We start from the raw sequence: 15,806 nt of genomic DNA, 5'->3' as shown, positions 1-15,806 counted from the left end.
TTATTTCAAAATCTTTTTCACTACAAAATAAAACTTTACTCCCCTTTCTGTGTTCTCTACTCCAAAAGAATAATTGTGAGCAGTAAGGATGTTTTTAACTATAGAGAGACCTAAGCCTGTTCCCCCTAGTTTTCTATTTCTGGATTTATCAACTTTATAAAACTTATCCCATATTTTAGATAGTTCTTCTTTTGGTATAGTTGATCCAGTATTCTCAATTTCTATGGAAGTTTTATCATCCTTGTTAATCATGCTAACATATATAGTTCCATTTTCATTTACATGTCTTAAAGCATTGGTAATAAAATTAGTAATAACCTGTTCCATTCTATTCCAATCAGCATAAACCATTGTCTGCTCTAATAAATTCAATTCAATTTTAACTGTCTTTTCTTCTATAATGTTTCTATATTTTTTAAGAGTAAATTTTATAAGATTACATATATCAAATTCTTCTCTGGTAAGATTAAAACTACCAGACTCTAAATTTGATAAATCAAGCATATCATTTACCAAATTGGCCATCTTTTTTCCTTCATCTATTATTATATCTAAATAATAATCTTTTTCTTCCTCTTCAAAGATATTATCTTTTAATCCCATAGCATAACCATCTATAAGGCTTATAGGAGTTTTTAATTCATGAGAGACTGCAGCAACAAATTCTCTTCTTATTTTTTCTAGTTTTCTTTCTTTCTCTATATCTTCTTCTAACTTTGAATTAGCCTCTTTTAATGATGTAAGTGCCTCATTAAGATTTTCTGATAAAAAGTTTAAAGATAAAGCCATATTTCCTATTTCATCTTCACTTTTTATAGTGCATTTTTCTGAAAAATCTAATTTAGACATTTTGGTTGCAACTCTATTAATCTTTATAAGAGGTTTTGTTATCATATTTGAATATATAAATGCCAAAATTATTATAAAGAAAACTGCTCCAATAGAGAAATATTTATACATTTCCTCTATAACGGACACAGCTTCATTTATAGGTTGAAGAGAAGTAACTGCAAAAATTATTTCATTTCTTTTGCTATTAGGAGAAATAACAGTTATATTCCCCGGTCTATCTTTTCTTTTTTGTGTTATTATATTTACAGTTTCTCCCCTTTTTTTAAAACTTTCTAAATTAGCATTGTTAGTACGTTCAGTCCATTGGTTTATAAATTCTGTAACTTCTCTTAGCTTTGCTATATCTAATTTATTTCTATTAGGCTTTGTTATTAAACTTAATTCATTAGCCCCATTTAGTATTACAATCTTCATATTATAAGTTCCTTCATATTCTTCTATAAGCTCAATAACTTTTTCATTATTAGCAGCCTTATTATATTCTTGTTTAAACTTCTCAACATTACTTTGCAATGACGATCTTTTCTTACTTACATAAAATTTTTCAAAAAATACAGTTTGAATTATCAATGTAATACCTATGAAAAGTGCAAACATAGCAGCGGTTATAATAAAAAGTTTTTTTGTTATACTTTTTTTCTTATTTATCTTCATCTTCAAACTTATAACCAACTCCTCTTATAGTAGATATTAAATAAGCTTTTTCACCAAGTTTTTCTCTAAGCCTTTTTATGTGAGTATCTACTGTTCTATAATCTCCATCAAAGTCCATTCCCCAAATATAGTCAAGTATCTTTTCTCTAGTCAAAACAATACCATTATTAATTACAAAGTATAATAATAATTCATATTCTTTGGGCGACAAATTTAAAGTAGTTTCATCTAAAGTCACCTTATGTGCCAATTCATCAATATGTAATCCATTAAAATAAAACTCCTTCTTTTTTTCAGGTTCAGAATTGTAAACTCTATTAATCAAGGTTTTAGCCTTTGCTATGAGTATTCTTATATCAAAAGGCTTTGTAACATATTGGTCTGTACCTAACTCATAACCTAAAAGTTCATCCTCGTCCTCTCCCTTTGCAGTTAAAAACATTATGGGTACATTTGATGAAATCTTTCTTATTTCTCTACACGCTGTCCAACCGTCCATAACAGGCATCATAACATCTAGTATTATTAAGTGTATTCCTTCACTTTTAAAAATTTTAAGAGCTTCTTCACCATTTTCAGCCTCTACCGTTTCATATCCCTCTTTTTTTAAGTACGCCCCTATAAGCTTTCTCATTCTTTCCTCATCATCTACTATTAAAATTTTTTCTTTCATAGTTTTACCCCCTACCAAAAATTGCAACAAAGTTCAGATGAAGTAATACTCCACCTGAACTCATGTTTTTTTATCCGATGACTACCCGCTCTAATACTTCCATCTTCCTTAAAGTGGAAGTAAAGAGCGGCTACGTCCCTGGATAACGATTTCTAAAGCTTCAGTAGGAGTAAAAACTCCTTCTGAAGCCAAGAACTCTGTTTATTCAAATCTTAAGGCATCTATTGGATTTAATTTAGATGCTTTGTTTGCTGGATATATGCCAAATACTAAACCTACTAACACTGAGAATATAAATGATCCTATAACTACATTATTAGAAATTACAATAGTCATTTTAAACATATTTTGAGCAATAAAAGCTGCTAAAAACCCTAAAAGTACTCCCAAAACTCCACCTAAACTACTTATGCTTCCTGCTTCAATTAAGAACTGCAAAAGTATACTACTTCTTTTAGCTCCAATAGCTTTTCTAATTCCTATTTCCCTAGTTCTTTCTATTACAGATACAAGCATAATATTCATAATACCTATACCTCCTACAATTAGAGATATAGCTGCAATTCCCCCAAGCATAGTAGTCAAGCTTTCAGTGGTTGAATTTGCAGTTTGTAGTAGGCTTGTTTGATCAAAAATTCTATAGTTTCTTGTATTATTATCGTATTTTTTATTTAAAAATAACTGTAAATATGACATAGCTTCACTAACTTTATCTTTGCTTTCTGCCTCAATATAGAAAGTTTTTATCTCTGTAGTTTTTAAAAGCCTTTGAGCTGTGGATATAGGCAATATTATCTTATCATCGCTAGATCCTGCTGATGAACTTCCTTGAGATTGTAATACCCCTACAACAGTAAATTCTATGCCATTAACATACATGTTTTTACCTACTACATTGGTAGTTCCAAAAATATTATTTGCAGTTTCCACACCAATTACAGCAACTTTAAATCTGTTTTCTATATCCCTATTATTTATAAATCTTCCGGAACTTATGCTCATTTTCCTAATTTCTAAATAGTTTGGAGTAGTTCCTTCCAAAGTTGTTGTGGATGACTTATCTCCTGCTTTAACATTTACATTTCCTCCAGATAATGAAGGTGAAATTTCCTTAATACCAGGTTTAGTTTTTAATTCATTTAACTCCTCATCTGAAATTGACTTAGTTTTATTTCCTGTAATACTTACGGTTATAAGATTTGTACCTAATTTTTCTATTTGAGCTGTTACTTGTGCTTTGGTACCCTCTCCTATTCCAACCAATACAATTACCGAGGATATACCTATAATTATACCTAACATAGTTAAAAAAGATCTCATCTTATTATTCCAAACAGAAGAAAGTGCCATTTTAAAGAGTTTCCTTAGCTTCATACCATCACCCCTTTATCCATAGAGCTGTCCGATAGAATTCTTCCATCCTTTATAGTAATGATACGATCCGCTTCAGCTGCTATATCCTTATCATGAGTAATCATAACTATTGTATTTCCTTCTTTGTTTAAATCCTTTAGCATATTCAAAACTTCTCTTCCTGTTTTACTGTCCAATGCACCAGTTGGTTCATCAGCTAAAATCATTTGTGGTTCTGTAGCCAAAGCCCTAGCTATAGCTACTCTCTGCTTTTGTCCTCCTGATAATTCAGTAGGTTTATGTTTTATATGAGTATCTAGTCCTACTTTTTTAAGAGACTCTAAAGCCTTTTCTCTAATTTTATCATTAGGAAGTCCCAAATAACATAGTGGTAATTCAACATTTTCTAATATATTTAACTTTGGAAGAAGATTATAATTTTGAAATATAAATCCTATCTTACTGTTTCTTATTTCTGCCAACTTAGCATCACTACACTTTGTGTTAACTCCATCTAATATATATTCTCCATTAGTAGCAGTATCAAGGCATCCAATAATATTCATAAGAGTAGACTTACCTGCCCCTGAGGGTCCAACAATAGCCACATATTCTCCACTTTTAATAGTTAAATTTACATCTTCCAAAGCTTTGTAATCACTATTTCCCATTTTATAAATTTTGCTTATATTTTTCATACTAATTACTTCTTTTCTATCTAAACAACGCTCCATATAATTTTCCTCCATGTAATTTTTAAAAGTTGTGAATAAAAAGTTATGTCAGGTTATTGTTATTTACTTTTCATTCTAACCCTTTGTCCGATGGCTACCATCCATAACACTCCCATCACACTTAAGCGAAAGCCATTCACACAAAATCAAAGATTTTGGTTTTCTGCTTTTCTTTAGGTAGGAGATATTAGAACTCTTGAGCTTCATTCTTATGCTATGCATAACGGCTGATACGCCCCTGGATAAGTTCTTCTAAAACTCAGATGGAGAGAGGTATTCCTCATAAGCAAACTCCACCTGAGTCTAAGAATCACTTGATAAAAAACCACAGTCCTTTATTTTTCGCTATTATTGGATCTTTGAGTTCTGCCTGATCCCATTCCTGCTCCAGCTCCATTCAATCCTCCGCCGAAGCTTCCTCCAAGGCCTCCACCAAAGTTACTTCTATTATTCATAGTATTTGTTGAACTAGCTTGTGGCAGCTGAACTAAAAGCTGTTCTCCTTCTGTAACTCCTTCTAATACTTCGATATAATTTTCATTTTCTAATCCAGTTTTAATTTGCACTAGTTTGCCACCACCTGATGTCATAAATCTAGAGGAGTTTCTACCGCTTCCTGATGCTTGTCCGTACGCTCCCTGTGCCCCTGATCCAGATTGTCTTCTATTTGTTCCTGCTTCTCCATTAGACTGTGAATTTTGGAATCCTACATTGCTTGAATTACTGTCACTAGCTTTAGAATTATCAGTGCCATTGCTTCCACTTGCTACCATTACATATTTATTTCCGTTTTTTTCGATTAACGCTTCTGCAGGTATTACCAATGCATTTGCTTTACTTTGAACTAAAATATTTACATTTGCATTCATACCAATTTTTATATTAGTAGGATCTTTTATGCCTACAGTTACATCATAGGTAGTTACATTGTTACTGCTATTACCTACCTGTGAAATATACTCTACTGTTCCTTCAAATACCTTATCTTTTATAGCATCAAACTTAATTTCAGCTTTTTGTCCTAGCTTTACCTTATCAATATCAAGCTCATCTACTGCTACCTTTATTTTCATTGAGGTAGTATCTGCTACTGTTAAGATAGCTTTGCCAGATTGAGCGGTATCACCATTAACATTATTTTTAGCTACTACAACTCCATCTATAGGAGAAGTTACTGTCATTTTATTTATTGCATCCATTGCATAATTCACTTCATTTTGAGCATCATCTATGGCTAAGTTTTGCATTGCAATATCGTCACTAGTTTTAGCTTTAGATAATTGAAGTTTTTGTTTTTCTAAGTTGCTTTCTGCCTTACTAAGATTTTGTGTAAGCTGATCACTATCTACAAAAAACAGTTTATCCCCTTTTTTAACTTTATCTCCTACATTTACATTTAAATCTTTTATAGTTCCATTATTATTTGTGATTATGTCTTTAGACACTGTTGCAAAAGCACTTCCTGTTCCTTGAACATTTACTTTCATATCCATATTCTTTGCGCTAACTTTCATATATGAAACAGCTGATGCAGTAACTTTGCTGCTTGCATATTTTCTATATCCATAGTATCCGCCCACTCCAATGCCAACAACCACTAAACATATAATTATTCCTTTGATTAGCTTACTTTTCATATTTTTACCTCCAATTAATATTATGAATAAAACTGTTTTTTCTTATTTCTTTTAAGATTAATCATATATTACATATTTTCCGTGACAGGACAGTTACAGGATTATGAACAAACTATTAATCCATTTTATCCGATGTTTACCACTTACCACAATTTCTAAATTACAAGTGTAAACTATATGCTAATGTATTTGTTAATAAGCACTTAAAAGCTTCAGTTGGACGTTTATTTCATCCATCTGAAGCTTTTAATTATCCTATTTTATACAAGCCTTTAAAAGTGCATCATTAACTGCTTCTTTAATACCATTTGAGCTTCTTGTAGCCCCTGAAACCCCATCTATATTTGTTGATTGATTTTGTATAATTTCTTCTGGTAATATTGATTCTACCCTATTAAAAAATCTAGGAGTTTCATTATTACTAATTATGCTTATATCTGTAATTTTATTGTCCTTAATTGTCACATTTACTTTTATGCCAGGTCTATATCCATTCCCATCTCCTTCATAAACCCCATCTTTATATTTACCTGTACTCTGAGTGTTATTATAATCAGATGTATATGCTCCCGAATTATTTTCTCTTACTATATTTTTATTTTCTCCTTGTATTTTTACAGTTAAAATATGAACTGCTAGTACAGCTACAAATAAAACTGTTAAAATTCTGTGATAATATATCCAACTCTTTTTCTTAAAATATTTTCTAAACATAAAATTCAGACCAAGAATTATACTTAGTGCCCAACTTATAGTTCCTAAATTAATAGTTCGTACAGATTCTGATGAAAAAACGCCATGAATAAGTCCTGTAAATATCAAAGTTATTCCTAATGTTTTATGGTAACCCCTCAACACCCAATTAGTAAGCTTTAACATTTCATTTTTGTTTGAAAAAACTTTTTGGTTTATCACTCTTAAAAAATATATAAGTAAAAGTATTACAACTATATAAGTGCTAATTCTTGCAAATCCAATATTTAAAAATTCCTCCATATGCTTATCTCCTCTTTTTATGCATTTAATATATGTCATGGCTACCAAAGATACACCTATGTTACCCTTTTTAGTTGTTCATAAGGTGACGATGTTGTAAACAAATTATTAATATCTCTATAACTTCATAGTAAAAAAGCCCTGCTATTTTGCTAGCAAGACTTAATTTAAAAATTATTTCAATTTTCCTCCTTCAACTACAAGATCATTTTCAAAGTTTTCTCCATACACATTTTTTAATGTTTCTTCATATGCTTTATGCATAAAATTTTCTTTTCCAAGAGTTTCAATTTCACTATTAATCCAGTTAAGTAACTCTTTATTACCCTTTGCTACAGCTGGTGCTATTGTATCTTGTCCTCCAACTGTAGGCATACCCACAACAAATTCAGGATTTGATTTTGCCCATGCAATTAACTCTGTATTATCATTAGCTATAGCTGCACCACGTTTATCTTTTAATGCCCCAAATATTTCTGTATATTGATCAAACTTTAATAATTCTATATCAGGATAATTTTTTGTAAAATAAGTTTCTGCTGTTGTTCCTTTTGCAACAATAACTTTTTTACCTTTTAATTGATCTATGGATGTAATTTTTTCATTTTTTGGTGATACTATTCCTAAAGAAAGCTTCATATAAGGATTTGCAAAGTCTACCTTTTCTTTTCTTTCATCTGTAACTGTAAAGTTTGCCATTATTATATCAACCTTTTTTGATTCTAAATATGCCACTCTACTTGCGGCATCAACTAATACAAATTGAACCTTTGATTCATCTCCCAAAAGATCCTTTGCAAATCTTTTAGCAATATAAACATCATACCCCTGATTCTTACCATTTGAATCTACATACCCAAAAGGAGGCTTGTCCGCAAATACACCTATTTTAATAACTCCTCTTTTTTTAATTTCTTCAATGGAATTACCTGTAGTAGATTTAGATACATTATTTTTACTTTCTCCTGAATTGCCACATCCTACTAACCCCACTAATAATAAACTTCCAACTACTAAAGTAGCCAATATCTTTTTTACACTCTTCATTATTTACCACCCTTTCTTATTAAAAACTCAATATTGAAATATATCTAGAAAGTGCTGAGCACGTTCTGTTTTTGGTTTTGTAAAAAACTCGTCTGGTTTGGATATCTCCTGTATGCTTCCTCCATCCATAAAAACTATTTTATCTCCAACAGCTTTTGCAAAAGCCATTTCATGAGTTACTATTACCATTGTCATACCTTGTTTTGCAAGCCCTAACATAACATCTAAAACCTCTCTTACCATTTCAGGATCAAGTGATGCTGTAACTTCATCAAATAAAATTATCTCTGGGTTCATACATAAGGCTCTTACAATAGCTATTCTCTGTTTCTGTCCTCCTGAAAGCTGCCTAGGGTAATCATCTTTACGGTTAAGCAATCCAACTCTATCTAATAACTGTTCAGCCTGCTTTAGCACTTCCTCTCTATCCCTTTTTTGTACTTTTATAGGCCCTAATAATATATTTTCAATAACCGTCATATGAGGAAAAAGTTCATAGTTCTGAAATACCATACCTATATGTTGACGTATTTCTTGCCAATTCACACTATTTCCCATAAGACTTTTATTGCGATATTTTATATCTCCCCCTTGAATTTTCTCAAGTCCATTAATGCATCTTAATAAAGTGCTTTTCCCACAGCCAGATGGTCCTAATATAACAACAACTTCTCCTTTGTTTATACTTAAATTAATGTTGTGTAATACTTGTTTTCCTTCATATTCTTTATATAAATCATTTATTTCAAGTACTGTAGATTTGTTTTCCTTATTTATAATAATCACTCCTAACTATTCCATTTAGTCTCTAATCTTTTAGAAATCATTGATAGTGGATAGCATACTATAAAATATAGTATAAATATAAAACCATATACCCAAAATGGTGCAGTTGACACTTTAAAAAGTGAAAGTTCTATAATCTGCTGTCCCACTTTTATCACATCTATAACTCCTATTAAAACTACAAGAGAAGTTGTTTTTACCATTCTTGTGGCTAAATTAATGGCACCAGGTAACATTCTCCTTATAGCTTGTGGTATAAGAATATATATATATAGCTGCCAAAAACTAAGCCCAATTGCCTTTCCAGATTCTATTTGATGCTTTGGCAATGATTCCAGAGCACCTCTTACAATATCACCAATCTCTGCAGCTCCCCAAAGACTAAATACTATAATAGAAACCAGTTCCCCACTAATTTCTCTATTTAACAAAGGTGTAACTCCAAAATATACAATGTAAAGCCATACTAAAATTGGTATTATTCTAAAAGCTTCTAAATATAAACGAAAAATAAGTCCTATAAATTTTGATTTCAATGTTCTTAAAAGACCTACTATTACTCCTAGTAAAGATCCTATAGCAATAGAAACAAATGCAATCTCTGATGTTACCATTAAACCTTTAAATAATCTTTGCATATTTGTTCCTTCAAAGAGTACATTAATTCCCAAACTCTGCATATCGTACCCTCCTCTCTAACCAGGACAAAAATATTGATATCGGCAAAAGTATAATTAGGTAAGCAACTACTAACATAGACAATGATTCAAATGTTTTATAATACATACCTATTAAATCTTTTGCTACATTCATAAGATCTATTAATGCTATAGCTCCAACTATAGAAGTCTCCTTTAGCAAGAATATACAATTTGCTCCTAAGGATGGTAAACTTACTGAAAAAGCTTGTGGTATTATTACATATCTGGCGAGTTGAACTTTTGAAAGCCCAATGCTAAGACCAGATTCTATTTGTGATTTGTTTACAGCTTCTATTCCACTCCTAAATGCTTCAGCCATATAACTACCACCTAAAAAAGATAATCCAATTATAGCACAAGTGCTTTCACTCATTTTTATACCTAATTTAGTAAAACCATAATATAAAAAATATAGTTGTATTAATAAAGGTGTGTTACGTGAAAGTTCTATATACCCTTGTGTAATAGTTTTAATGATTTTTATCTTAAAATACATCACTACACTACATAATAGCCCAATTAATAGTGAAAGTAATATACTTATGAAAGCAAGTTTTAATGTCAGCCATGTTGCCTTTTCATACAATGGTAGGCTTTTTATTATAAACTGCCAATCCATATTCATGTACTATCCCTCCCATTCTTTATGTAATCAATATCCTTAATTTTATATATAAATGTCCATTTAACAGTTACTTAACTATTCATATAGGATTAGTATGTTTTAATATAATAATTATACCTATATGTTTACTAGGCTTTATGTATCATGTCATAAATTATATACACTGTATCTGCTAATGTCAATACTTTTAAAAACTTTTTTATGCAATCCTATATGATTAGTAGGAATTTATTAATATAGTATTTATCTATATTTTTATATGTTTCTATAAAAGATTACTTTATTTTACCATAGGTTTGCAGGATTTTTTTGTAATTTTGTAGAATATATTACAAAACCACATTACTACATTTGCGAGGTGTTTTTAAAGTGTATTATAATATAAAAATCAAAAACATATTTGAAGAAAGTAATTTAAGAAGTATGCTAAATAGATGTAATATTGCTCATTCTATTATTTTTATACTTGCTTTAATGTTATTAATTTATATATCAGGAGCAAATTATGTACTTTTTCATGTAATTGTGGAAAACCTTAGTACAGTTGTTTGCTTAAGTTTAGTCCTTATTATCATAAATACACATAAAATGTCTAATAACAACTACTTTATTTATTTAGGTATTGGATATAGTTTTATATCCCTTTTTAATTTTCTTCACGGTATTGCTTATACGGGTATTTTAAATATTTTAAAAAATCCTATAAATTTGTCATCACAATTAAATATCTGCTATAGACTTATGGAGGGTTTCTCCTTTATTGTATCTTTTATTTTTTTATGCAAGGATGTTAAGCATAGTGTAGTATTTCATTGCTATGCATTTATTTCTTCATTATTATTGTATTTAATTTTTTTCACATCCTATTTTCCAACATGCTTTATATATAATTTAGGATTAACTAAATTTGCCATAAGTTGTGAGTATATAATACTTTTACTTATGCTCACTGCTATTTTAACTTTTATTAAAAATATAAAATATTTTAGTAAATCAATAGTATTTTATATGGGTTCATATTTAATATTAACAATCCTACTAAGATGTATTTCTATTGCAGATTCTAATACTTTTAACGATTTTAGTGTTATGTCACATATTTTAAAACTTATATCATACTTCTTTTTATATAAAGCTTTAGTAGAAAATGTGTTACAAAACCCCTTAAAAATTTTATATAATGATTTATCCAATAAAAATAAAGAACTTAATGAAAAAACCTCTGAATTAGAAAAAACTGTTGCTAAGTTAAATGAATACAATATAAATCTAGAAAAAACAAAAGAAGAACTGGAAATAAGTAAAAATACTTATAAAAAACTTGTGGAATTTTTACCAGATGCCATATTTGTTAGTCGTAATTCTAAATTCACATATGTAAATACTGCTGCAATTAAATTACTTAAAGCAAAAAATGAAAAAGACTTACTAGGTAAATGTCCTTTTGACTTTACACATGAAGATTATTTACATATAGTAAGAACAGAGTTAGAAAACAAAAAAGACGATATTAATTCACAATATAACCTTACAGAATATAAACTGATTACCCTTGATGGAGAAATTATTGATGTGGAATTAAAAAGTACCCCTATAGGATTAAAAGAAGAAGACACTGAAATAACAGTAATATATGATATTCGGGAAAGAAAAAAAGCTGAAAAAACTGCTAAATTATTAAATGAAGCTCAGGAAAATGAAAGACTTAAAACAGAATTTTTTGCCAATTTATCTCATGAACTTAGAACTCCAATAAACGTAATTTATAGTGCACTTCAGGTAATAGAAATAAATAATGGACAAAATTTCGCGAAAAAATACAATGGAATAATAAAGCAGAACTGTTACAGACTTTTAAGATTAATTAATAATATAATTGACTCTACTAAAATAGATGCAGGATTTTTGAAGCTAAATTTAACCTATAAAAATATAGTTCCTGTAGTTGAAGATATAACTTTATCCATTTCTTCTTATGTTGAATCAAAAGGAATGAATTTAATATTTGATACAGATGTAGAAGAACTATATTTAGATTTTGATCCAGATGTTATTGAACGAATACTTCTAAATCTTCTATCTAATGCCGTTAAATTTACTCGAGAAAATGGTACCATAACCGTTAACATTTATCATAACAATAAAAATATAATTCTTTGTGTAAAAGATGATGGAATAGGAATTCCAAAGGATCAACAACTATTTATTTTTGATAGATTTAAGCAAGTTGATAAATCCTTTTCAAGAAATAAAGAAGGTAGTGGAATAGGGTTGTCTTTAGTAAAATCTTTAGTAGAACTTCATAAAGGGACTATAACTTTAAACAGTATGGAAGGTGCTGGAAGTGAATTCATTATACAATTACCTATTTTTCAAACATTAAAATATTCTAATCAAACTAAACAAACTATAGATAGTAACATAGTTCAAAAAATAAATATTGAATTTTCAGATATATATTCTTAATTTTGAGACATAATAAAAGTTCAGGAAGAATCTTAGATTCACCTGAACTTTTTTATTTAATATAATTTATATTTTTAAGATACTTTAAATTTCTGAACTAACCCGTTAAGTTTTTGTGAAAGTTCTGCCTGATTTTGTACCGTAATTGCAACACTTTCCATAGCTTCAGTTGACTCATTAATACTTTCTTTTACTCCACTTAAACTTTCTGATGACCTTTGAGCCATTTCTGCCATACCTTGCACAGCTTCACTAACTTCATTTATTGTTGCTGTAATTTCTTCTGTCATAGAGGCTAATTCTTCAGACATATCATTGAAGAAATTTCCGTCTTCTCCATATTGTTCTGCTACCTTAACAAAAGTTTCAAACTGGTTAGATACTTTATCATTCATAAATTTTAATAATTCATTACTATTTCCACATATATTATTAAATGCTTCTTGAACTTCATCTATAGTTGTTTTAACATTTTCAGCTGCTAGGGAAGATTGTTCTGCAAGTTTTCTTACTTCTTCTGCAACTACTGCAAAGCCTTTTCCTTGTTCCCCTGCTCTTGCTGCCTCTATGGCTGCATTAAGAGCCAACAGATTTGTTTGTTCTGCTATATTAGATATTATATTTGCCATATCCTTGATTTCATGTACAACTTTACCCTTTTCAATGTCCCTTAGTAAATTGTTTTCTATATGATTATAAACTTCCTTTGTATTTTCAATTGTTTCCTTAGCATTTTTTTGCATATCGTCTGCTCTTCTTCTTATTTCTACGGCATTGCTGCTTCCATCAACTGCCTTACCTGCTAATACTGAAATACTTGAATCTATTTCTTGTACTGAAGCAGATACTTCTTCAGCGGTTGCACTTGTTTCTTGGGCCCCTGAATTAATTTCTGTTGTAGAATTATTTATATTTTCAAACTTTGATGTTATTTCTTCCACAGTTGCTGATAATTCCTCGCTTGCAGCACTCATATCCTGTGAATTATCCATAACATCTTTTATAAGAGAGCTTACATTATCTTGTGCCCTATTCAAAGCTTTGGCTGTTTGTCCAAATTCATCATTTGAGTTCATTACTAAAGGTTCTGAAAAATTATATTCTGATAATCTATCTGATAGATCCTTTATCTTCTTTAATGGTACTGTTATAGATCTTATTATTAAAATTGAACATACTATTAATAATATAAATGAAAAAATAATTATACCATTAGTTACTCTAAGTGAATTATTAAAGGTAACCTTATTAGTATCTACAGCTTCCTTCGCCCAGCTTTTGTTTAGTTCCACCAATTTCTCTAATGTAGCTCTAGTATTATCTCGTAAATTTGCAAGTGAGATAAATTTTCCTTTAGCTTCAACAGTTTTATTCTGTAGTATTAAATTTATATATTCTTTCCTAGCCTCTTCATATTGTTTTAGCTTTACTTTAAACTCATCCAAAAGTTTTTTATCTTCTTCCTTGGTCATACATTTTTCATATAGTTCAATATTCTTATTATACTCTGCTGTTAAATTATCAATTTCACTTTTTAATTCATTTATCTTTTCCTTATTGTCATCATTCATCATTAACTGTATATCTAAATAAGTTTTAAACATTCCTTTATCTATTTCATTTATTGTACTTATTCCTAATATATTGTCATAATATAATTCCTCAGCAGCTTTATTAATTTTACTTATGTTTACTATACCCATTATGCCAATGGTAATCATTAAACATCCAACTGTTAAAAAACTTAATATCAATTTCAAAGATATCTTTAAATTATTGAAAAATTTCATACTCATTCTCCCACTATTTTTTATTTTTAAATATTAATATTATCTATTATTTACTTAATTTAATGGAAGTGGAACAAAAATCCCACCTAAATCAAACTTCTCTTTATATAATTCTTCACATGGAAATGGCTTTGAAAAGATAAATCCTTGAATTTTATTACAATTAACGCTTTGTAAAAATTCTAATTGCTCTACCCTTTCTACCCCTTCAGCAACCACATCAATTCCAAGTTCTTTTGCTAATTGAATGATATTTTTTAGTACAATTGCTTCTTTATATGAGTTAGGGATTTTTTCTATAAAAAATTTATCTATCTTAAAACCACTTATAGGAAAATTACATAGATAGTTTAATGCTGAGTACTTTGTACCAAAATCATCAATTATTACACCAAATCCCCTACTTTTTAGTTCCTTAAGAACATTTAAAGTTTTTTCTGTTGATTCTAGCATAGATCTTTCTATTATCTCAAGGTTAATGTTTTTGGCCTCAACTTCTGTTTTATCTAAAGTTTCGTCTATAAATTCTAAAAATGTGTCGTCTAACAATTGACATTCAGATACATTTATAGATACACTTATATCTCTTTTAGCTAATTTTTTTATATTCTTTATTTCATTACATACTTCTTTAAAAATAAATTTTCCAACATCTATAATTATTCCACTAGATTCTAGTATATCTATAAAATCTAATGGCATTATAATTCCATCCTTTGGATGGTTCCATCTTAAAAGTGCTTCAAAACTACATATACTTTTATTAGATATGTCCACTATTGATTGATAATATATTTTAAATTCACCATTATTTATAGCATTTAATATCTCTTTTTCGTATTGACATTTTTTAATATGCTTTTGAACCATTTTATGGTTCAAAAATCTGTATGTATTTTTATATTTTTTCTTAACTCCATCTAAAACAATTTCTATATATTTAAAAATAGTATGTACTTCTTTAGAATCTTCTGGATAATGGACTATTCCTATATTTAAAAAAACTTTCAATTCTTTATCTTTAATTTTGATTGGCTCATTAAAATCTTTTATTATTGTTTCCACTATACCTATTATTTTTTGTTTACAGCTTTCATTTAATATAACTAATAAGGTACTCCCTCCAAATCTATACATATTGCCATTCTCTTCAATTCTATACTTTATCTTTTCAATAACTTTTTTTAATATCCTATCGCCATATTCATATCCTAACAAATAATTATAGTGTTTTAAAATGGAAATATGTATAGGAATTATAGAACATTCATTGTGTTCACATAAGTTTTTACAGAATACATCTTTAAATTTCTCTAAAGAGTAGTCTATATTATAAAGATCAGACGACATTTCATTATCATGTATAATTTCCATTAAACTCCTCCTAATCATTTTAGAAATTTAAAAATTATATTTTTACAGTTAACTTATGTTATTCAATTTTTTCCCTTTATTAACAGGCCAAATATTTTATTTAATAATTATACCTTAA

The 15,806-nt window shown here is 29.0% G+C and carries 13 protein-coding genes; 1 reads left to right on the top strand and 12 read right to left on the bottom strand.

From position 1 onward, the window contains the following. The 10 genes from T514_RS0100610 to T514_RS0100565 all read right to left on the bottom strand — a co-directional run bounded on the left by T514_RS0100610 (window position 1) and on the right by T514_RS0100565 (window position 10,058). Window positions 1-1,506, bottom strand: coding sequence for a HAMP domain-containing sensor histidine kinase (locus tag T514_RS0100610; RefSeq protein ID WP_034867975.1), 1,506 nt, complete (start codon window positions 1,504-1,506; stop codon window positions 1-3). After that, the gene (locus tag T514_RS0100605; protein ID WP_027622999.1) at window positions 1,493-2,179 is read right to left on the bottom strand and encodes a response regulator transcription factor; all 687 of its coding nucleotides are present in this window, start codon (window positions 2,177-2,179) and stop codon (window positions 1,493-1,495) included. The genes T514_RS0100610 and T514_RS0100605 overlap by 14 nt, the downstream gene beginning before the upstream one ends. 201 nt (window positions 2,180-2,380) lie before the next feature. Next, window positions 2,381-3,553: an ABC transporter permease gene (locus tag T514_RS0100600; RefSeq protein ID WP_027622998.1), complete on the bottom strand. Its 1,173-nt coding sequence runs from the start codon at window positions 3,551-3,553 to the stop codon at window positions 2,381-2,383. Further along, window positions 3,550-4,266, bottom strand: coding sequence for an ABC transporter ATP-binding protein (locus T514_RS0100595; RefSeq protein WP_027622997.1), 717 nt, complete (start codon window positions 4,264-4,266; stop codon window positions 3,550-3,552). Before T514_RS0100595 ends, T514_RS0100600 begins: the two co-directional genes overlap by 4 nt. Window positions 4,267-4,601: 335 nt before the next feature. Then, complete coding sequence (locus T514_RS0100590) at window positions 4,602-5,903, bottom strand: efflux RND transporter periplasmic adaptor subunit (protein WP_027622996.1); 1,302 nt, start codon at window positions 5,901-5,903, stop codon at window positions 4,602-4,604. A 255-nt stretch (window positions 5,904-6,158) separates the two neighbouring features. Further along, window positions 6,159-6,899, bottom strand: coding sequence for an FMN-binding protein (locus T514_RS0100585; RefSeq protein ID WP_027622995.1), 741 nt, complete (start codon window positions 6,897-6,899; stop codon window positions 6,159-6,161). A gap of 174 nt (window positions 6,900-7,073) precedes the next feature. After that, the gene (locus T514_RS0100580; RefSeq protein ID WP_027622994.1) at window positions 7,074-7,946 is read right to left on the bottom strand and encodes a cysteine ABC transporter substrate-binding protein; all 873 of its coding nucleotides are present in this window, start codon (window positions 7,944-7,946) and stop codon (window positions 7,074-7,076) included. A 27-nt stretch (window positions 7,947-7,973) separates the two neighbouring features. Next, window positions 7,974-8,723: an amino acid ABC transporter ATP-binding protein gene (locus T514_RS0100575; RefSeq protein ID WP_027622993.1), complete on the bottom strand. Its 750-nt coding sequence runs from the start codon at window positions 8,721-8,723 to the stop codon at window positions 7,974-7,976. Window positions 8,724-8,734: 11 nt separating this feature from the next. Then, window positions 8,735-9,412: an amino acid ABC transporter permease gene (locus T514_RS0100570; protein WP_027622992.1), complete on the bottom strand. Its 678-nt coding sequence runs from the start codon at window positions 9,410-9,412 to the stop codon at window positions 8,735-8,737. After that, window positions 9,393-10,058 carry an amino acid ABC transporter permease gene (locus T514_RS0100565; protein WP_027622991.1) on the bottom strand — a complete coding sequence of 222 codons (666 nt, stop codon included), beginning with the start codon at window positions 10,056-10,058 and terminating at the stop codon, window positions 9,393-9,395. The genes T514_RS0100570 and T514_RS0100565 overlap by 20 nt, the downstream gene beginning before the upstream one ends. Window positions 10,059-10,427: 369 nt before the next feature. Between T514_RS0100565 and T514_RS25480 the strand changes: the two genes are divergently transcribed. Next, on the top strand, window positions 10,428-12,524 hold the full coding sequence (locus tag T514_RS25480) for a sensor histidine kinase (protein ID WP_027622990.1): 2,097 nt from the start codon (window positions 10,428-10,430) through the stop codon (window positions 12,522-12,524). 74 nt (window positions 12,525-12,598) lie between these two features. On the opposite strand, the gene T514_RS0100555 is transcribed toward T514_RS25480, so the two are convergent. Further along, complete coding sequence (locus tag T514_RS0100555) at window positions 12,599-14,314, bottom strand: methyl-accepting chemotaxis protein (RefSeq protein WP_027622989.1); 1,716 nt, start codon at window positions 14,312-14,314, stop codon at window positions 12,599-12,601. A gap of 54 nt (window positions 14,315-14,368) precedes the next feature. After that, window positions 14,369-15,688, bottom strand: a complete 1,320-nt coding sequence (locus T514_RS0100550) for a putative bifunctional diguanylate cyclase/phosphodiesterase (RefSeq protein ID WP_027622988.1) — start codon at window positions 15,686-15,688, stop codon at window positions 14,369-14,371. Window positions 15,689-15,806 lie beyond the last annotated feature (118 nt).

It is taken from the genome of Clostridium lundense DSM 17049, from assembly GCF_000619945.1.
GTDB lineage: Bacteria > Bacillota > Clostridia > Clostridiales > Clostridiaceae > Clostridium_AO > Clostridium_AO lundense.
Note: the sequence above shows the minus strand (reverse complement) of the source record. Positions and strands in the feature narration are given on the sequence as shown.

What these genes read in the sequence shown, in the direction of transcription:
- T514_RS0100585 (WP_027622995.1), bottom strand. Translation starts at nt 6,899, where the DNA reads ATGGAGGAATTTTTAAATATTGGATTTGCAAGAATTAGCACTTATATA.
- T514_RS0100595 (WP_027622997.1), bottom strand. Translation starts at nt 4,266, where the DNA reads ATGGAGCGTTGTTTAGATAGAAAAGAAGTAATTAGTATGAAAAATATA.
- T514_RS0100565 (WP_027622991.1), bottom strand. Translation starts at nt 10,058, where the DNA reads ATGAATATGGATTGGCAGTTTATAATAAAAAGCCTACCATTGTATGAA.
- T514_RS0100600 (WP_027622998.1), bottom strand. Translation starts at nt 3,553, where the DNA reads ATGAAGCTAAGGAAACTCTTTAAAATGGCACTTTCTTCTGTTTGGAAT.
- T514_RS0100590 (WP_027622996.1), bottom strand. Translation starts at nt 5,903, where the DNA reads ATGAAAAGTAAGCTAATCAAAGGAATAATTATATGTTTAGTGGTTGTT.
- T514_RS0100550 (WP_027622988.1), bottom strand. Translation starts at nt 15,688, where the DNA reads ATGGAAATTATACATGATAATGAAATGTCGTCTGATCTTTATAATATA.
- T514_RS0100610 (WP_034867975.1), bottom strand. Translation starts at nt 1,506, where the DNA reads ATGAAGATAAATAAGAAAAAAAGTATAACAAAAAAACTTTTTATTATA.
- T514_RS0100580 (WP_027622994.1), bottom strand. Translation starts at nt 7,946, where the DNA reads ATGAAGAGTGTAAAAAAGATATTGGCTACTTTAGTAGTTGGAAGTTTA.
- T514_RS0100555 (WP_027622989.1), bottom strand. Translation starts at nt 14,314, where the DNA reads ATGAAATTTTTCAATAATTTAAAGATATCTTTGAAATTGATATTAAGT.
- T514_RS0100570 (WP_027622992.1), bottom strand. Translation starts at nt 9,412, where the DNA reads ATGCAGAGTTTGGGAATTAATGTACTCTTTGAAGGAACAAATATGCAA.
- T514_RS0100605 (WP_027622999.1), bottom strand. Translation starts at nt 2,179, where the DNA reads ATGAAAGAAAAAATTTTAATAGTAGATGATGAGGAAAGAATGAGAAAG.